The sequence below is a fragment of the Campylobacter sp. CFSAN093246 genome (assembly GCF_012889415.1).
Taxonomy (GTDB): Bacteria; Campylobacterota; Campylobacteria; order Campylobacterales; family Campylobacteraceae; genus Campylobacter_D; species Campylobacter_D jejuni.
Genome location: NZ_CP040613.1, coordinates 1,511,071 through 1,529,438 on the forward strand (window position 1 = coordinate 1,511,071; position 18,368 = coordinate 1,529,438).

General features: G+C 29.7%; 18 protein-coding genes and 1 pseudogene. 12 read left to right on the forward strand and 7 right to left on the reverse strand.

All coding sequences use genetic code 11. The features are described 5' to 3' along the window. Window positions 1-6: 6 nt before the first annotated feature. Window positions 7-1,002, reverse strand: a complete 996-nt coding sequence (gene tupC, locus FBE87_RS07785) for a tungstate ABC transporter ATP-binding protein TupC (RefSeq protein ID WP_002868367.1) — start codon at window positions 1,000-1,002, stop codon at window positions 7-9. 1 nt (window position 1,003) lies between these two features. Next, window positions 1,004-1,690, reverse strand: coding sequence for a tungstate ABC transporter permease TupB (gene tupB, locus FBE87_RS07790; protein ID WP_002851481.1), 687 nt, complete (start codon window positions 1,688-1,690; stop codon window positions 1,004-1,006). A 78-nt stretch (window positions 1,691-1,768) separates the two neighbouring features. On the opposite strand from tupB, the gene tupA reads away from it, so the two are divergent. From tupA to FBE87_RS07810, 4 genes are all read left to right on the forward strand, one after another. After that, on the forward strand, window positions 1,769-2,578 hold the full coding sequence (tupA, locus tag FBE87_RS07795; protein WP_002868369.1) for a tungstate ABC transporter substrate-binding protein TupA: 810 nt from the start codon (window positions 1,769-1,771) through the stop codon (window positions 2,576-2,578). Between the two features lie 141 nt (window positions 2,579-2,719). Then, window positions 2,720-3,487: a LamB/YcsF family protein gene (locus tag FBE87_RS07800; protein WP_002851457.1), complete on the forward strand. Its 768-nt coding sequence runs from the start codon at window positions 2,720-2,722 to the stop codon at window positions 3,485-3,487. 9 nt (window positions 3,488-3,496) lie between these two features. Beyond that, window positions 3,497-4,237: a 5-oxoprolinase subunit PxpB gene (pxpB, locus tag FBE87_RS07805; protein ID WP_002867874.1), complete on the forward strand. Its 741-nt coding sequence runs from the start codon at window positions 3,497-3,499 to the stop codon at window positions 4,235-4,237. Next, window positions 4,218-5,183 carry a biotin-dependent carboxyltransferase family protein gene (locus FBE87_RS07810; RefSeq protein ID WP_052798194.1) on the forward strand — a complete coding sequence of 322 codons (966 nt, stop codon included), beginning with the start codon at window positions 4,218-4,220 and terminating at the stop codon, window positions 5,181-5,183. Before pxpB ends, FBE87_RS07810 begins: the two co-directional genes overlap by 20 nt. Here FBE87_RS07810 and FBE87_RS07815 read toward each other — a convergent pair. Both FBE87_RS07815 and FBE87_RS07820 read right to left on the reverse strand, forming a co-directional pair. Next, window positions 5,180-6,076: a DMT family transporter gene (locus tag FBE87_RS07815; RefSeq protein WP_100621548.1), complete on the reverse strand. Its 897-nt coding sequence runs from the start codon at window positions 6,074-6,076 to the stop codon at window positions 5,180-5,182. The two genes, FBE87_RS07810 and FBE87_RS07815, sit on opposite strands and share 4 nt — an antisense overlap. 32 nt (window positions 6,077-6,108) lie before the next feature. Then, window positions 6,109-6,687 carry an NAD(P)H-dependent oxidoreductase gene (locus FBE87_RS07820; RefSeq protein WP_002851227.1) on the reverse strand — a complete coding sequence of 193 codons (579 nt, stop codon included), beginning with the start codon at window positions 6,685-6,687 and terminating at the stop codon, window positions 6,109-6,111. Window positions 6,688-6,786: 99 nt separating this feature from the next. Between FBE87_RS07820 and FBE87_RS07825 the strand changes: the two genes are divergently transcribed. Together FBE87_RS07825 and FBE87_RS07830 are read left to right on the forward strand one after the other, a co-directional pair. Then, window positions 6,787-7,134, forward strand: coding sequence for a helix-turn-helix domain-containing protein (locus FBE87_RS07825; protein WP_002872145.1), 348 nt, complete (start codon window positions 6,787-6,789; stop codon window positions 7,132-7,134). Beyond that, window positions 7,122-7,571 (forward strand): lipocalin family protein, encoded by a 450-nt coding sequence (locus FBE87_RS07830; protein ID WP_052794377.1) that lies wholly within the window; start codon window positions 7,122-7,124, stop codon window positions 7,569-7,571. Before FBE87_RS07825 ends, FBE87_RS07830 begins: the two co-directional genes overlap by 13 nt. 1 nt (window position 7,572) lies before the next feature. Here FBE87_RS07830 and FBE87_RS07835 read toward each other — a convergent pair whose 3' ends face one another. Further along, on the reverse strand, window positions 7,573-8,649 hold the full coding sequence (locus FBE87_RS07835) for an NAD(P)-dependent alcohol dehydrogenase (protein WP_057042202.1): 1,077 nt from the start codon (window positions 8,647-8,649) through the stop codon (window positions 7,573-7,575). A 129-nt stretch (window positions 8,650-8,778) separates the two neighbouring features. On the opposite strand from FBE87_RS07835, the gene hsdR reads away from it, so the two are divergent. The 6 genes and pseudogenes from hsdR (at window position 8,779) to FBE87_RS07865 (ending at window position 17,002) form a co-directional block, all read left to right on the forward strand. Continuing rightward, complete coding sequence (gene hsdR, locus FBE87_RS07840; RefSeq protein WP_060806521.1) at window positions 8,779-11,088, forward strand: EcoAI/FtnUII family type I restriction enzme subunit R; 2,310 nt, start codon at window positions 8,779-8,781, stop codon at window positions 11,086-11,088. Between the two features lie 89 nt (window positions 11,089-11,177). Beyond that, entirely contained in the window at window positions 11,178-12,467 is a 1,290-nt protein-coding gene (locus FBE87_RS07845; protein ID WP_002868375.1) for an ATP-binding protein, read from the forward strand. Continuing rightward, entirely contained in the window at window positions 12,457-13,113 is a 657-nt protein-coding gene (locus tag FBE87_RS07850; RefSeq protein ID WP_002868376.1) for an RloB family protein, read from the forward strand. Before FBE87_RS07845 ends, FBE87_RS07850 begins: the two co-directional genes overlap by 11 nt. Continuing rightward, on the forward strand, window positions 13,103-14,326 hold the full coding sequence (locus FBE87_RS07855) for a restriction endonuclease subunit S (protein ID WP_211161698.1): 1,224 nt from the start codon (window positions 13,103-13,105) through the stop codon (window positions 14,324-14,326). The genes FBE87_RS07850 and FBE87_RS07855 overlap by 11 nt, the downstream gene beginning before the upstream one ends. 119 nt (window positions 14,327-14,445) lie before the next feature. Continuing rightward, window positions 14,446-15,517 (forward strand): annotated as a pseudogene (locus tag FBE87_RS07860) (Fic family protein). Further along, on the forward strand, window positions 15,518-17,002 hold the full coding sequence (locus FBE87_RS07865; protein ID WP_002884283.1) for a type I restriction-modification system subunit M: 1,485 nt from the start codon (window positions 15,518-15,520) through the stop codon (window positions 17,000-17,002). It begins immediately after the preceding pseudogene. Window positions 17,003-17,079: 77 nt separating this feature from the next. Here FBE87_RS07865 and FBE87_RS07870 read toward each other — a convergent pair whose 3' ends face one another. After that, window positions 17,080-17,832: a carboxymuconolactone decarboxylase family protein gene (locus FBE87_RS07870; RefSeq protein ID WP_165433105.1), complete on the reverse strand. Its 753-nt coding sequence runs from the start codon at window positions 17,830-17,832 to the stop codon at window positions 17,080-17,082. A gap of 107 nt (window positions 17,833-17,939) precedes the next feature. Then, window positions 17,940-18,359 carry a cupin domain-containing protein gene (locus FBE87_RS07875; protein WP_002855515.1) on the reverse strand — a complete coding sequence of 140 codons (420 nt, stop codon included), beginning with the start codon at window positions 18,357-18,359 and terminating at the stop codon, window positions 17,940-17,942. Window positions 18,360-18,368 lie beyond the last annotated feature (9 nt).

Sequence of the window (18,368 nt, forward strand, 5' to 3'; positions counted from 1 at the left end):
TGTATGTTAATTTAAGAAACATATTGCATCTTCATAAAAATAAAGACTAAGTTCTTCGTATAATTTTAAATCGAATCTTAAAAATTCTTGTTTTTCCAAGGCAAATTCTAAAATTTTATCCATACAACTTACCCTTATAAAAACATCACTTTTCCTACTTCTAAGTGCTATAATATAACATTTTTCTAAAATAAAATCATAATTATTTTTTGGAATATTTTTAGAATTAAAAAAAGAAATTTTATAAGGATCAATAGCAATTTTGCTTGGAGGTTTTTTAAAATCTTTATATTTTTTACAATTACTAAAATCTATAAAATTACAAAATTTCACACCTTGATTTTCTAGTTCAAAAACATTAGTATTTTCAAATTCTAAAATTTCTCCACTGTGCAAATAAAGTTTTTTTTGCGCCAAAGAATCTAAAAAATGTTTATCATGACTTGCGATTAAAAAACCTGTATTGAAATTTTCATGCATTTTAAGAATAGTTTTTTTAAATAAAAGTGTAGTATTTTTATCCAAAAAAGCACTTGGTTCATCAAGTAAATAATACTTCGCTCTTACGCTTAAAGCTATAGCAAAAGCTATTTTTTGACTTTGTCCTGATGAAAGTTCATTAGGATGTTTACTTAAAAGACTTTCATCTAAATTTAAAAACATCAAACTTTCTTTTATGCGTTCTTCAATATCTTCTTTAATCCCATAAGTTTTTAAGGTAAATAAAAAATTTGCCCTTACACTACGATTTAACAAAATAGGCTCTGGAAAAAGCAAATAAATTTCACGCTTTTGCTTATTATTAGGTTTAAAATTTCCAAAATAAGAAATATTTTTTGAAAAATCTCCTTCTAAAAATTTTAATATTCTTAAAAATGTAGATTTTCCACTTCCATTCGCTCCCATTAAGATGCTAATTTTACTTGTATCAAGTTTTAAATTTTTGATTTTTAAAACTTCTTTGTTTTGATAGTTGAAAAAAAGATTAGAAATTTCTATCATTTTATGTTCTTTTGAGTTTGTGCGTGATGAAATTTAAACAAAAGGCAATGAGAATTAAAACCAAAGCCAAAGCTATACCGCTAGCAAATTCGCCTTTGTTTGTTTCAAGAGAAATAGCTGTGGTTATGGTTCTAGTATCGTATTTGATATTTCCACCTACTATCATCGCTACTCCTACTTCTGCTACAATGCGTCCATAAGCTAGTGCAACGACGCTAATCAAAGCAAAGCGTAATTCATAAATCATCGTTAAAACAAGTTTTAAAGGACTTAGGTGAAAAGATTTTATAAGTAAAAAATGTTTTTTATTCATATTTTCTATCAAATTTGAAAAAAGTGCGATCACTATAGGAAGCGCTAAGATAAACTGCCCTAAAATTAAAGCCTTTATAGTAAAAAGCAATCCAAATTCTCCCAAAGGTCCTCGACTTGAAATCAGTGCATAAAGTATAAGTCCTACTGCAACTGTTGGAAAAGAAAGGCTAGTATCAACTATAAGTTTTATAAAACGCTTCAATTTAAATTCAAAAAAACCTAAGATAAATCCCAAAGGAAAACCTATAAGCAAAGCTAAAACTATAGAAATACTTGAGCTTAAAAGTGTAGTTTTTATAGCTGAAATTACGCTTTCATCAGCATTGAAAAGTAAAAATAAAGCCTGTTTAAAACCATCAAAAATATAATCCAAAAATATCCTTTTTAAAATAAGTAATTTTAGCATAATTATGCTAAAATATTTTTTTATGTAAATTTATAAGGAAAAAAAATGAAAAAAATCATTTCTTTAGCCCTTGCTTTAGCTTTAAGTGCAAGTGCAGCAGAACTTAAAATGGCAACTACAACAAGCACTGACAATACAGGACTTTTAGATGCTCTAAAACCTCTTTATAAAAAAGAAAGTGGCAATACCTTAAAATGGGTTGCCGTAGGAACAGGTGCGGCTTTAAAAATGGGTGAAGATTGCAATGCTGATGTGCTTTTTGTGCATTCTCCAAAGGCTGAAAAAGAATTTATGAAAAAAGGCTTTGGTGTAGATAGAACTCCTGTGATGTATAATGATTTTATCATCATCGCAGATAAATCTTTAGCTTCTAAATTTAAAGGTAAAAATTTAAAAGAAAGCTTAGAACTTATCAAAAATGAAAAGCTTACTTTCATCTCAAGAGGCGATAAATCAGGCACTGACAATAAAGAAAAAAGCCTTTGGAAAAATCTTGGCGGTGTTCCTGAAAAGCAAAGCTGGTATCAACAAAGCGGACAAGGTATGTTAGCAAGCATTAAAATCGCTGAAGAAAAAAAAGGTGTGATTTTAACCGATCGTGGTACTTATATCAAATATGAAGCCAATGAAAAAGGCAAACCAAACTTAGTCATTGTAAATGAAGGCGATGATAGTCTTAAAAATTTTTATTCTGTTATAGCGACAAATCCTAAGCATTGTAAAAATGTAAATTATACAGAAGCTAGTAAATTTATCAAATGGGTAACAAGTGATAAGACTTTAAATTTCATTGCTGATTTTAAACTTCTTAATAAACCTTTATTTGTAATTGATGCAAAAACAAGAAAAGACTAAAAATTAAGCAGGTTTTAACCTGCTTAAAATATCATTTTTTACTTATTGTAACTTTTTTATTTATTTTTCAAAACTTTTAGCTTATTTAAAATTCTTCTTTAGATATAATAAAATCAATAATTAAATATACAAGGTCAAATAATGTTCAAAGTGGATTTAAATAGTGATTTAGGGGAAAGTTTTGGCGCCTATAAAATGGGAATGGATGAAGAAATTTTAAAATTTGTAAGTTCAGTAAATGTCGCTTGTGGCTTTCATGCGGGTGATCCTTGTGTGATGGATGAAACCTTAAATTTAGCCAAGCAAAATGGTGTTTGCATAGGAGCACATCCATCTTATCCTGATCTTTTGGGTTTTGGAAGACGCAATATGCAAATAAGCTTTGAAGAGGCTAAAAACTATGCCTTGTATCAACTAGGAGCTTTATTTGGCTTTGCTAAGGCAAAAGGTATGAAAATACAGCATTTTAAAGCCCATGGGGCGCTTTATAATATGGCAGCCATTGATGAAAATTTAGCCTTAGCACTTTGTGAGGCAGTGGCGAGTTTCGATGAAAATATTATTTTTCTAGGGCTTAGTAATTCTGCTATGAATGAAGCAGCTAAGAAAAAGGGTTTAAGATATGCTAATGAAGTTTTTGCAGATCGTGCCTATAATGATGATGGCACTTTAGTTTCAAGAAAATTAGAAGGGGCGTTAATACACGATGAAAATTTAGCTATCAAACGCGTGATAAAAATGATAAAAGAAAGCAAAGTTACAAGCATAAATGGCAAAGAAATTGATTTAAAAGCCGATAGTATTTGTGTTCATGGGGATAATGCAAAAGCTTTAGAATTTGTTAAAAAAATCAAAGAAAATTTAAAAAAAGAGCAAATTCAAATTTGTGCTTTGGAAAATTTTATATAAGTTTTAGCAATGTTTAGTGTGCATTTTAGTGGAAGTAAAGCTTTGCTTTTGCGTTTTGAGCAAGAAATTTCACCTCAAATCAATGCCTATGTTTTAAGCACAGAACAAAGGATACAAAAAGCCCTAAAAGAAGGTGAAATTTATGGTATTGATGAGTTGGTAAGTACTTATGCAAGTTTGTTGATATACTTTAATCCTTGCGTGCTTTCTTTAAATTCTTTGCTTGATTTTTTGGAAAAAATTAAAAAGGATATCAAACTTACGGAGCAAAACTCAAGTCTTTGTATAGAAGTTCCACTTTGTTATGATGAAGAATTTGGGCTGGATTTAGAATTTGTGTGCAAACACAATCAAATTTCAAAAGAAGAGCTTATATCTCTTCACACTAAACCTTATTATCTTGTTTTTATGCTAGGTTTTATGGCAGGTTTTCCTTATCTTGGAGGTTTAGATGAAAGACTTTTTACCCCACGCCTTTCAAGCCCTAGAGCAAAAATAGAAGCTGGAAGTGTAGGCATAGCTGATAAGCAAACAGGAGTTTATCCTATATCAAGCCCAGGGGGTTGGCAAATCATTGCTAGAACACCTTTGGAATTTTTTGATAAAGAAGATGAAAAAAATCCCACTCTTTTAAAAGCGGGTATGTTTTTAAAATTTAAAGCCATTTCAAAAGATGAATTTTTTGATATCCAAGAGCAAGTTGCTAAAAAAGTCTATCAAAAGGAAATTTATGAGTATAAAAATCATTGAAGCGTCTATAAATTCAAGTTTGCAAGACTTTGGTAGAAAAAAATTTGCTAAATTTGGCATAGCAAGAAGTGGAGCTATGGATGAAGATGCTTTAAGAATGGCAAATATCTTGCTTGGAAACAAACAAGATGAAGCAGGAATTGAGCTTTGTTTAAAGGGTGGAAAATACGAATTTTTAGATGAGAATTATTTTGTTTTAAGTGGAGCTGAATTTGAGGCAAAGCTTGATAATCAAAAAATCAAAACTTGCAAAGTATATCAAGCAAATAAAGGCGATATTTTAGAACTTGATTTAGCAAAAATAGGTTTTCGTGGGTATTTATGCGTAGCGGGTGGCTTTGAAGTAAAAAGTTTTTTAAACTCTAAATCCAGTGATGCTAAAATGGGAGCTGGAGTTTTTGAAGGAAGAGCTTTGCAAAAAGATGATATTTTAAATACTCATAATACTTTTATACCTTTTAATTTAGAAGCTAGAGAATGTGAAAACCCTCTTTTTAAAAGCCCTAAAGAGCCTATTATACGCGTTATTTTAGGAACAAATGAAGATGCTTTTACCCAAAAAGGCATAGAAACCTTTTTAAATACTACTTATAAAGTAGGTTTAAAAAGCGATAGAATGGCAATTTATGCAGAATCTAGTGAAAGTATAGAGCATAAAAACTCAGCAGATATCATCTCAGATCCTGCGGTTTTTGGAAGTATACAAGTGCCAAAAAGTGGTATTCCTATTATTTTAATGGCAGGAAGACAAAGCACAGGAGGCTATACAAAAATAGCCACGGTTATAGAAAATGATCTAAGCTTACTCGCACAAGCTAAGTTAGGTTCTAGCTTTAAATTTCAAAGCATTAGCATGCAAGAAGCCTTAGAACTTTATAAACAAAGAGAAATGAATTTTAAAGCTATGGATCAAAAAATCAATCTTGATTTTGAAAATTTAATCTAAGCTTTTTTACCATAAATATTGATAAAATATATAGCACCTATAGCTAAGGCACAACCTAACAAGGTAAGTGCATTTGGCACCTCGTCTAGTATAAAATAACTGCAAATTAAAGCACTAGCAGGAGTGATTAAAACAAAAGAATTTGCCTTAACGCTTCCTAAAATGTGAATCCCGTAATAATAAATACTAGTTCCTATAATAGTTGATAAAAAAGCCACGACAAACATACTAATCCAAAATTTAAATTCAAAATGAAAAATTTCATAACTTTTTACATCAAACAATACCCAAGAAAACATTAAAACAGAAATGAGATTAATATAAAAGTTAATCGCCAAAGGGTGAGCTCCTTTGGCTTTATGATTAAACACTGCCATCAAAGCCCAAATAAAAGAACAAGTTAAAAATAAAATATTAAATTTACCAAATAAATCTTCTAAACTCCCTAAATTTAGCAAACAAAATCCAGATAATAAACCTAAAAATAAGCCTAGAATTTCACTCTTTGTGATCTTGTGAGTTGATTTTTTGTTTTTTTGAAAAAATATCGCTATCATAAATATCAAATAAGAAAAAATAGGAATCATAGTGGTTACTAAAACTCCTCCTTTGCCTGCCAAGCCGTGCTTTATAGCGATAAAAAATACAAAGGCATAAAGCCCATTTAAAACTCCTGCTATCAATATCCATTTTAAGGCAGTTTTTTCGATTTTAAGAGGAATTTTTAAGAAGTTTAAAACAAAAAATGAACCCAATACAACAAAGAAAAAACGCCAAAAGGTAATAATAGAAGTATCCGTATAATTTGCTAAAATCTTAGATGTTGGCCAAGATGAGCCCCATAAAAACATAGCAATAACAAGCAAGATATACAAATACTTTGTTCGAGTCAATGTTACACCTTGAAATTTTTAAGTCAAATTTTTTAAAAAATTTTTTTCAAGTGTAGTTCATACTCGTTTAGATATTTTTCCACTTGAGGATTTTTTACCACATCATTACACATAAAAGTTGGTAAAGCTTTCATACCTATAAATTCATGAGCCTTATGCAAATGCCAATACACCATATCTACACCCTTTCCTTCAAAAAATTCATTTTTATCATTAAAGGCTTCAAGAGGTGCATTCCAAGTGAGAGAAAACATGTATTTTTTACCATGATCTAAACCACCTTTTCCGTAGTTTTTACTAGGATTTTCATGAGTTCTTCCATCATTTTTAAAAAGCACTCCAGCACCCAAACCAAACACTTCATCGATATATTTTTTAACTATCCAAGGCTCCCCCATCCACCAAGCTGGCATTTGATAGATCACAGCATCAGCTTTTATAAATTTTTGTATCTCTTCTTTAGGATCATATCCTTGATCTATGTGAGTTTGATCTACCTCGTATCCTAGTGTTTTTAAAATTTCTAAAGCATGATTATGCAATGTCAAATTAAGTTGTCCTTTTGAATTTCCAAATTCTTTAGCGCCATTAAGTAAGAGTATATTTTTCATTTTTATCCTTTTTTAAATTTTATGATACAATTATAACTTAGCATAATATCATTTTCAATACAGAAAATAAAGTAATATACTATACTAAAGGAATGTTAAATGACTAAAGAGAATTCTCCGTGCAATTTCGAAGAATGTGGATTTAACTATACTCTAGCATTAATTAATGGAAAATACAAAATGAGTATTTTATACTGCTTATTTCGCTATGAAATCATGCGTTATAATGAACTCAAACGCTTTTTAAGCTCCATATCTTTTAAAACTTTAACCAATACCTTAAGAGAACTAGAAAACGATGGTTTAATTATCAGAAAAGAATACGCTCAAATTCCACCCAAGGTAGAATATAGCTTATCCAAACGTGGACAAAGTTTAATTCCCATTTTACAAGCTATGAGCAAATGGGGCAAGAAAGACAAAAAAGGGAAAAAATGCTTGAATTAATTGGCGAACTTTCTTTGCAAAATTATATGGGAGAATGGCTTGAAATGGCTAGAAAACCAGCCTTTTTTCAAAAATCTTGCCTAAATTCAAAGGCAAAATACGAGCTTAAATACAAAAATGGCGTTCCTTATGTAGAGATTGAGAATTTTTGCAGTAAAGAAAATGAAATTTCAAGCATAAAAGGCAAGGCAAAAATCGTTTCAAATAGGCAATTAGCAGTGAGATTTAACATCTTTATGAACCTTTTTAATAAAGTAAATTATGAAATCATTTTTGTTGATAGCGAGTATAAAGTTGCCATTGTTGGTAGTCCTGATAAAAAATATCTTTGGATTTTAGCAAGAAATATAATAGATGAAAAAAATATAAAAGAGCTTTTAAACATCGCTAAGCAAAGGGGATTTGACATTAGCGATGTGGTTTTTGATAAGTATTAAACTATTCTTTTGTCATATCAATGACATAGCGAAATTTAGCCTTTCCTGAGGTTAGATTTTCATAAGCCTTATCGATTTCTTGTGGGGTGATAAGCTCGGTTTCTGGATAAATTTCATGTTTTAAAGAAAAATCAAGCATTTCTTGAGTTTCAGCAATACCACCAATTAGCGAGCCATAAACCTTTTTACCTGCCTTATGCACAAGCTCGTTTATGCCTATATTTACCTTATCTTCCACAGGTGGTAAGCCAACTATAGCCATTTCGCCACCAAATTTAAGTAAATCCAAATAAATTGCAGGATTATAAGGCGTTGGAATGGTTGAGATGATTAAATCAAAGCGTTCTTTTACGGCGTTTTTATCAGCGCTTGTGTAAAATGAGCTTACACCCATAGCCAAAGCGTCGGCTTTTTTGTTTTCATTTCTAGCAAAAACGCTAACCTTTGCACCCATTTTAACAGCGTATTTTACAGCCATCATACCAAGTCCGCCAAAGCCTGCTATAGCAACGCTTGAGCCTTCTTTTATCTTAGAAAATTTTAAAGGCGAGTAAGTGGTAATGCCCGCACAAAGCAAAGGTGCAACCTTATCCATCGGTGCATTTTTTGGCACACAAATAGCAAATTTTTCACTTACAACTATGTTGTTTGAGTAGCCCCCATAAGTATTTTCATTGCCGTGAAATACATCGCAACTATTGTAAGTAAAGATGGTTTTGCCATTTTCGCAAAACTGCTCTTGTGAGCGTTTGCAAGCATCGCACTCACCGCATGAATTTACCATACAACCAACCCCTGCGTAATCTCCTACTTTAAATTTACTCACATTTTTACCCACAGCGATAACTTCTCCTGCTATCTCATGCCCAGGCACGCAAGGATAAGTAGCTTCTCCCCACTCGCTTCTTGCGGTGTGAATATCGCTATGACAAATGCCTGCATATAGGATTTTAATCAAAATATCATTATCGCCAATAGCATGGCGGCTAAATTCAAAGGGTGTAAATTTCGCATCCTTGCTAAGCATTGCATAGCCTTTACTTGCGATGCGATTGTTTTCTAAAATTTTGTATTGCATTTTTGCTCCTTTTTTGATTTTTTATAATTATAAAACATTAGAGTAGCTATAAGTCAAGAGTGAAAATAATTTTTTAAAAATTAGTATAAATGCTATAATTATAAAATTTAATTTCACTTTGGGGTAAAAATGCAAAATTTGTATTCAGAAGATGATACTAGAGTAAAATTTATAGATGCAAAGCTTTATGATAGTTCTTGGAATGAAGAAAATATAAAAAGAAATTATTATTTTACAGATGGTAGAAAGCTTTTAGGTGGTAAAAGAGCACAAAGAAAATTTGCAGATTATTTGCTTAGATATGAAGGAAACAACCTTGCTATAATAGAAGCTAAAAAATTTAGTAAAGATCCTTTAGATGGTTTATCTCAAGGCATAGAATATGCAAAAATTTTAAATGTGCCTTTTGTATATAGTAGCAATGGAGAAAAAATTTATGAATACGATATAAGAAGTCATAGTGGTGAATACATAGATAAATTTCCAAGTCCTAAAGAACTTTTTGATAGAATTTTTGGTAATTTAAAAGAATGGCAATATAGACTTTTAACACAAAAGCCAATGTATATACCGCAAAAAGAATTAAGATATTATCAAAAAATAGCAGTAGATAAAGTCATAGAAGCTATTATAAATAACAAAAATAGAATTTTACTCACTCTTGCTACAGGTACAGGAAAAACAACCATAGCTTTTAATTTGTGCTATCGTTTGTTAGAGGCAAGATGGAATAAAGAAAACAAAGATCAAAAACCTAAAATACTATTTTTATGTGATAGAGTGAGCTTAAGAGATCAAGCCTTAGGAGAATTTAATCCTATAGAAAGTGATTGCAAGGCAATTAGTGCTGAAGAAATAAAGAAAAATGATGGAAAAATCATAACAAATGCAAATATTTTCTTTGGAATTTATCAAAGCTTAGCTGCAAATTCAAAAGAACAAGAAAACACCCAAGAAGAACAAGAGAGCAAATTTTATCTTCAATACCCAAAAGATTTTTTTGATCTTATCATCATAGATGAGTGCCACAGAGGTGGAGCAAACGAAGAAGGAAACTGGAGAGCTGTACTTGAGTATTTTTCTTATGCGACTCAGCTTGGTTTAACCGCTACTCCAAAAAAAGAAGAAAATATAGACACTTATGAGTATTTTGGTGAAAGTGTTTATGATTATAGTCTTAAAAGTGGTATTGAAGATGGATTTTTAACCCCTTATAAAGTCAAACTCATAAAAACAACTTTGAGTGATGGTTATACCTATAATCCTGATGATTTAATACAAGGTGAGCTTGAAAAAGGCTTTTATAAACAAAGTGAATTTGAAAGAAATATTTTTTTACCAAACTATAATGACTTTATCGCTAAGAAAATTTTAGAGCTTATAAATCCTATGGATAAAACCATAATTTTTTGTGCAAATCAAGCTCATGCAAATGAAGTAAAAAGAGCTATAGATAAATATAAAAGTGTTAAAAGAGATGATTATTGTGTAAGAGTTACGAGTGATGAAGGTAAAATAGGGCTTGATTATCTAAAATTGTTTCAAGATAATGATAAAAGCTATCCTGTCATACTTACTAGCTCTAAAATGCTCACAACTGGAGTGGATGCAAAAAATGTGCGAAATATAGTATTGCTAGCAAATATAGGTTCTATGGTTGAATTTAAGCAAATTATCGGGCGTGGCACTAGGGTTTATGAAGGTAAAGACTTTTTTACTATACTTGATTTTGTCGGTGCGACTAAACTTTTTTATGATCCAAAATGGGATGGTGAAAAAATAGAAGAATTAAAAGAGCAAGATGAAAAAGAAAAAATCACTAAAGAGCATATAAAACAAACAAAAGAAGAAAACAAAGAAAAAAAGAGCGTAACCATACACTTAAAAGGCACAAAACTTAAGATTTTAGATATCACAACTACTTATGTAGGAGCACAAGGTAAGCCACTTAGCACTAAAGAATTTTTAGAATTTTTGATAGGAAAGCTTGGTGAGTATTATGATGATGAAGCAAAATTGCGTGAAATTTGGAGTGATCAAAAAAATAGAGAAAGATTTTTAAAAGCCCTTGCAAATGATGGAGTAGATGAAGATGCTTTAAAAGATCTAAGAGAAATTTTTCAAAAAGATTGTGATATATACGATGTTTTAGCGCATTTAAGCTTTAATGCCGAGATAAAAACAAGGCAAGAGCGTGTTTTACAAGTAGAAAATGGTGAGTTTTTGAAACGCTTTCAAAAAGAAAAAGCTATAAAATTTATAGAATTTTTACTAAATAGATATCAAGAATACGGCATAAAAGATTTTGATGATGGTTTAAAACCACTTATAGAGCTTAGTTCTTTAGGCAATGTAAGAGAATTGGCTGATGAATTTGGTAGCTTAGAAATTCTAAAACAAAGTTTTGATGATTTACAAAGGGAGATTTATGCGAGGTGATATGTTTAAAGATAAATTTGAGATTTTTAGTTAAAATAATCTCTAAAAAATAATTATCTATATATTTTAAGAAAAAAGTAGGAAAAAATATGCTTATAGAATTTAGAGTAGAAAATTTTTTATCCATTCAAGATGAGCAAATTTTAAGTATGATGGCAAGCAAGGATAATACTTTTTTTGATTCTCATACCAATGGCGATAAAAAATTAGCTTTGCTAAAAAGTAGTGTGATTTATGGGGCAAATGCTTCTGGAAAATCGAATATTGTAAAAGCTTTGCAAACTATGAAAACCATAGTTATATCTAGTGCAAAAAAACAAAGAGGAGATAAATTACCCATAACACCTTTTTTATTAGGCAATGAAGATAATAAGCCTACAAAATTTGAAATTATTTTTATACAAAATGACACAAAGTATCAATATGGCTTTATTTTAAATTCTGAAAAAATTTTAGAAGAATGGCTTTTAATTTTTGGCGAAAGCAATAGAGCGCAAAAGTGGTTTGAAAGAATTTATAATGAAAAAGAAGAAAAATATAATTATTCTTTTGGAACTAAATTCCTAGGATCTAAACAATTATGGGCTGAAAACACTAGAGATAATGCTTTATTTTTATCTGTGGCTATTCAATTAAACAATGAGCAATTAAAACCCGTGTTTGATTTTTTTCTAAAATATATTAGAGTAAATTATATAGATAATTGGAATGATGTAAGTAAAGCAACTATGAATATTTTGCAACAAGATAAGCAAAAGATTATTGACTATTTAAAACAAGCTGATTTAGATATTGAAGATATTATCGTTGAAGAAAAAGAATTAGATAAAACAAGTTTAATGCAAGAAAATATTCCACAAGAAATTAAACAAATGATACAAGCTGATTTAGAAAAAGGTATGAAGTTAACAAAAACAGATATAAAAACAATGCATACAAATCAGCAAGGTAAACAAGTATTATTTGATATGTTAGCGTTAGAGTCGCAAGGAACACGGAAATTTTTTGGATTAATTGGGCCTTGGATAGAAGCCTTAAGTCAAGGATACACTATTGTAGTTGATGAGCTAAATACTCACCTGCATCCTTTGATGACAAAATTTTTAGTAAATCTTTTTCATAATGAAGATTTAAACAAATCAAATGCTCAGCTTATTTTTACCACTCACGATACTTCCATTTTAAATCAAGATGTATTTAGAAGAGATCAAATTTGGTTTTGTGAAAAGCAAAATAAAGCAACCAAACTTTATCCTTTAAGTGATTTTAAAGTGAGAAAAGATAAAACAAATTTAGAAAATGATTATCTTTTAGGGCGTTTTGGAGCTTTGCCTTATTTTAAAGAAATATTATCATCTTGGAGTGATAATGGGAACTGATGATTTACGCAAAAAAAGAAAAACAAAAATAAGAGATAGAAAAACAAGAAAAAACGAATATGAAGCTATACTTATAGTATGCGAAGGTGAAAAAACAGAGATTAATTATCTAAAACAATTAAAAAATTTTTTTAGATTGAATAACATAACAATAGATATTATTCCAAGCGAGAACTCAAGTCCTTTACAAGTGGTTAAATTTGCCAAAAAGAAAAATGATCTATTTGATTATAATGAGGTGTATTGTGTATTTGACAAAGATACACACGCAAATTTCATAAAGGCACAAAAAGAATGTGAAAAATATATAAAAGAATATATAAAAGAAGATAAGAATTTTAAATTTGAAGCAATTATCTCAAATCCTTGTTTTGAATTTTGGATACTTTTGCATTTTACATGCACCACAAAACCATTTGGTACAAATAGCCCTTGTAATGAATTAATTAATAAGGATTTAAAAATATATATAAAAGATTATAAAAAGGATTATAATTTTACAAATATTATAAAGCAAAATCTTAGTACAGCTATTACAAATGCTCGAAAGGCAAATAAAGAAGCAGAAAAAAATAATTATGAAAGCTCATATACCTTTATGGATAAACTAGCGATTAAATTTCAAGAATTGAACAATGCAAAATAACATAATGACAAATTTACCGCAGGGTTGGAAAATGGAAACACTTGGTGAAATATTATCAAGTGATAAATACTCTATAAAAAGAGGGCCATTTGGAAGTACTTTAAAAAAAAGCTTTTTTGTAGAAAAGGGTATTAGAATTTTTGAACAATATAATCCTATAAACAATGATCCACATTGGAAAAGATATTTTATTTCGCATGAAAAATTTCAAGAATTAGAAGCGTTTAAGGCAACAGAAGGCGACCTACTAATTAGCTGTTCTGGAACTTTGGGAAAAATAGTAGAATTACCCAAAGATACAGAAATGGGGATTATAAATCAATCACTTTTAAAAATAAGGCTTAATAATATAAAAATCTTAAATAGCTATTTTATTTATTATTTTAATTCTCCAATAATGCAAGAGAAAATTTTAGAATCCACCTTAGGTTCAGCAATCAAAAATATAGCTAGTGTAAAAATTCTTAAACAAATCGAAATTCCGTTACCGCCGCTCAAAAAGCAAGAAAGGATAGTGGGAATTTTAGATGAGAGTTTTGTAAAGATAGATGAGAGTATAAAAATCTTAGAGCAGAATTTGCTAAATTTAGATGAGTTAATGCAAAGCGCCTTACAAAAAGCTTTCAATCCATTAAAAGACAATGCTAAAGAAAACTATAAACTCCCACAATCTTGGGAATGGAAAAGCTTAGAAGAGATTAGCGAAAATATTTCTGCGGGTGGAGATAAGCCAAAAAACTGCACAGAAAGTAAAACTGCCAAAAATCAAATCCCTGTTTATGCAAATGGTGTAAATAATAATGGTTTAGTTGGATATACAGATAAAGCTACCATTATAAAACCTTCTTTAACTATATCTGCTAGAGGAACAATAGGTTTTGTTTGCATTAGAAAAGAACCTTATTTTCCTATTGTAAGGCTTATTTCTTTAATTCCTTGTGAAAATATATTATGCTTACATTATTTATATTTTTGTTTGAATTTTTTTATAGCAAAAGGTGAAGGTTCTAGTATTCCGCAACTTACTATACCAAAATTTAAATCCCTACAAATCCCCCTACCCCCACTCAAAGAGCAAGAGCAAATCGCAGAGCATTTAGATTTTGTCTTTGAAAAGGCAAAGGCTTTAAAAGAACTTTACACTAAAGAGCTAAAAGATTATGAAGAGCTTAAGCAATCCTTGCTTAATAAAGCTTTTAAGGGAGAATTATAATGTTAAAAAATTTGCCAAATTTTAACACATTGGCTTGATATGTTAAAAATTTTTGATTTTTTTAACATATTTTTTTATAATGTTAAAATTTTTAGAAAAAATTAACATATTGGAAAATTATGAAAGAATTTATACCTCAAAAATTGCCTTTAAATATAGAATTAAATGCAAATATTTATAGTCTTATCATTAAAGCTTCTAGAAAATTAGCAGAGTTAAATGGACTTAGTAAAAGCATACCAAATCCAAGTATTTTAATCAATGCTTTGATTTTACAAGAAGCAAAAGATTCGAGTGAGATAGAAAATATCATCACAACACATGATGAACTTTTTTTATCACGAGTTGATGAAAACAAACTCACAAGAGCAGCAAAAGAAGTGAAAGATTATGAAAGTGCTTTGAAAAAAGGATATGAGTTATTAAAAAAAGAACAGTTATTAAGAAATGCACATATTTTAGAAATTCAAAAAAGATTAGAAAGAAATAATGCAGGTTTTAGAAAACAAAGTGGAACTATGCTTAAAAATCCTATTACAGGAGAAATAAAACCACATACCACCCCAAAATCCTAATGATATACAAGAACTTATGGGAAATTTAGAACTATACATTAACGATGATAATTTAGATGAATTTGATTTTTTGGTAAAGATGGCAATTATACATTATCAATTTGAAAGCATTCATCCTTTTTATGATGGCAATGGCAGAACGGGTAGGATTATAAATATACTTTATTTAGTATATAAAGGACTTTTGGATTTTCCTATTTTATATCTTAGTGCTTATATAGTAAAAAATAAAGATGAGTATTATAAGCTTTTGCAAAAAGTGCGTGATGAAGGGGATATTTTAAAGTGGATAGAATACATACTTAAAGGCATAGAGCAAACCGCTGCAAAAACTATTGAAACTATCATTAAGATAGAAAAAATGATGTCTAATGTAGGTGAAATTTTACAAAATAAAACGAATTTTTATAGTAAAGATTTTGTGGAGCTTTTGTTTTCTCATCCTTATACAAAGATAGATTTTTTAATAAAAAAATTAGACATTTCAAGACAAAGTGCTTCAAAATATCTTAAAATTTGTGAAAATTTAGGAATATTAGAGTGTATTAAAATGGGTAGAAGTAATTATTATATAAATATAGAACTTTTAAGACTTTTTAGAAAAGGAATTTTTTAAATGCAAAATAAAATCGATAAAATCACAGATATTCTAAGAAGAGATGATGGCATAAGTGGTGCTATGCACTATACAGAGCAGATTGGCTGGATACTTTTTTTAAAATTTTTAGATGATTATGAGACAAATTTAAAAGATTTAGCGTTTTTAGATGGCAAAGATTATAAAAGCATTTTAGAAGAAAAATTTAGCTGGAGTGTTTGGGCAGCGCCTAAAAAAGATGGCAAACTTGATGTAAAAAATGCTTTAAGTGGATCGGATTTGCTTGAATTTGTAAATAAAGAGCTTTTTCCTTATCTTAAAAATTTTAAAAATAATGATGATTTTAAAAGTATAGAGTATAAAATCGGTGGAATTTTTGAATTTATAGACAATCGCATAGCAAATGGACATACTTTAAGAGAAGCGATAAATATCATTGATGAGATTAGTTTTAATAAAGAAGATGAAGTATTTGCCTTAGGTGAAGTTTATGAAAAACTGCTTAAAGATATGGGTAGTGATGGTGGAAATAGTGGAGAATTTTACACCCCTCGTCCTTTGATAAAGACTATGGTGGAAGTAATAGATCCTAAACCAAAAGAAAGAATTTATGATCCTTCTTGTGGTAGTTGTGGATTTTTAGTTGAGAGTTTTTTACATATTTTATATAAAGACAGAACCAAAGGCAAAAAAGCAAATTTAAGCGTAGAAGAGCTTGAATTTTTAAAAAATGATGCTCTTTTTGGTAAAGAAAAAACTCCGCTTAGCTATGCAATGGGCGTTATGAATATGATATTACATGAAATTTCAAGTCCAAATATCATAAAAACAAATACTTTAAGTAAAAAAATAACAGATATAACAGAAAAAGATAAATACGAAGTAATACTTGCAAATCCACCTTTTGGTGGCAAAGAAAAAGAACAAATTCAAGAAAATTTTCCTATAAAATCAAATGCTACTGAACTTTTATTTTTACAGCACATTTTAAAATCTTTAAAAAACAACGGAAGATGTGCGATCATTGTGCCTGAAGGTGTGCTTTTTCAAAATTCAAATGCCTTTGTGAGTGTAAAAAAAGATTTACTAGATGATTTTAATTTAGAATGCGTTTTGAGTTTGCCAAGTGGGGTATTTTTGCCTTATAGTGCTGTTAAGACTAATGTGCTTTTTTTCTCTAAAGGTAAAAAATGTATTTGTGAAGGCGATGGAGTTTATTACTACGAACTTATACCGCCTTATAAACTTACTAAAAATAAGCCTTTAGAATACGCACATTTTAAAGAATTTCTAAAATGCTACAAAGAAAGAAAAATCACTGCTAATTCTTGGCTTGTTAGCAAAAAAGAGCTTGAAGAAAGAAACTATGATCTAAGTGCTAAAAATCCAAATGTAAAAGAAGAAAAAATCCTAAGAACTAGCGAAGAGATTTTAAATTCTTTAGAAGAAAATCTAAAAACACAACAAGAATATCTAAATGAGCTTAAAAGCATACTAAAATGATTGCAAGTTTTTTGATAAAAACTAATTTACAAATAACTTCTAAGCTCAATTTACAATAAATATTTATTGCTTGCATTCTACTTTTTAATATCATCAAGCAAATTTAGGGCATTTAAAGCTTTTGGATAACCGATATATGGAATAAGAGCTGCAATGATATTTAGCAAATCTTTTCTACTTTGCCCCATGTTAAGATTGCCTTGTATGTGAGCTTTTACTTGATTGTCTAGCCCGCCAAGTGAGATAAGATATACAAGGGTTAAAAGCTCCCTAGTTTTTAGATCAAGTCCCATGCGTGTATAGTAGTCTCCAAAACAATTCGCACTCAAAAAATCATTTATAAAAGCTTTATCTTCTGGTGTAGTTTCTATCATTTTAGTGATATTGGCTTCACTAAAAATAGCATTTTGTATTTCCCTGCCTTTTATTTTGCGATTTTCTTGCGTAGTAGTACCTTGTGGAGTTAAAACTAAGGCGATATTTAGTTTTTTAAACACTTTATTGCAAAGGCTTAAAAAATCACATACTCTAGCAAAACCCACATAAGGCGTAGCTTGATAAATCACTTCTTTAATGACAATAGGACTTATATCGTTCTTGATTGCACCTTGAAGTAAAGCTTTAAACTCTATTTTTCCACCTACTGCTAAAGTAGAAGCAAGGGTGATTAAAAAATATTTTTGTGTATCCAAATTTGCTTTTACAAAACTCTCGCCAAAAGTAAAATTTATGTGATTGATAAAATACTCTTTATCACTTGCAAAAAGTTGATCCTTTTTTACTCCTAAGAGTTTTTCAAAAATTTCTCTTGCTTTTTGTCTTAATTGCATGGTTTTATCCTTTGTAGTTTTTAAAGTTTATAAAAAAAGAGCATTTAAAATACTCCAAAAACATAAAAGTTTTTATAAAAATTTTTGTGTTTTATTTACAAATTTCTCTACTCTCTTGCTTCTTTTAAGGCATTTTCATATTCTTCATCGCTTACAAGCTCAAGCCATTCTACATTTTTACCCTCTTTTTCGCCTGTAAGTGCTATGTGTGCTCCACTACTTGTATTAGTTGCACCATGAAAATGCTTTACTCCTATAGGACAGCTTATCACATCGCCTTTTTTAGCTATAAAGGCTTTTTGGCCTGGAACTTTTGTGATGATTTCACCCTCTGTTACGATTAAGGTTTGTCCTTGAGGATGAGTATGCCACGCACTTCTAGCACTGGCTTCAAATTCAACCAAAGCCCCGCTAAAATTTCTCCACTCATTTGATTTAAACATCATAGAAACTTTTACATTTTTGCTAAAAAATTTACTATCGCCTTTAAAACTTCCATGAATTCCTGCTTTTTCTAATTCTTGCATTTTACCTCC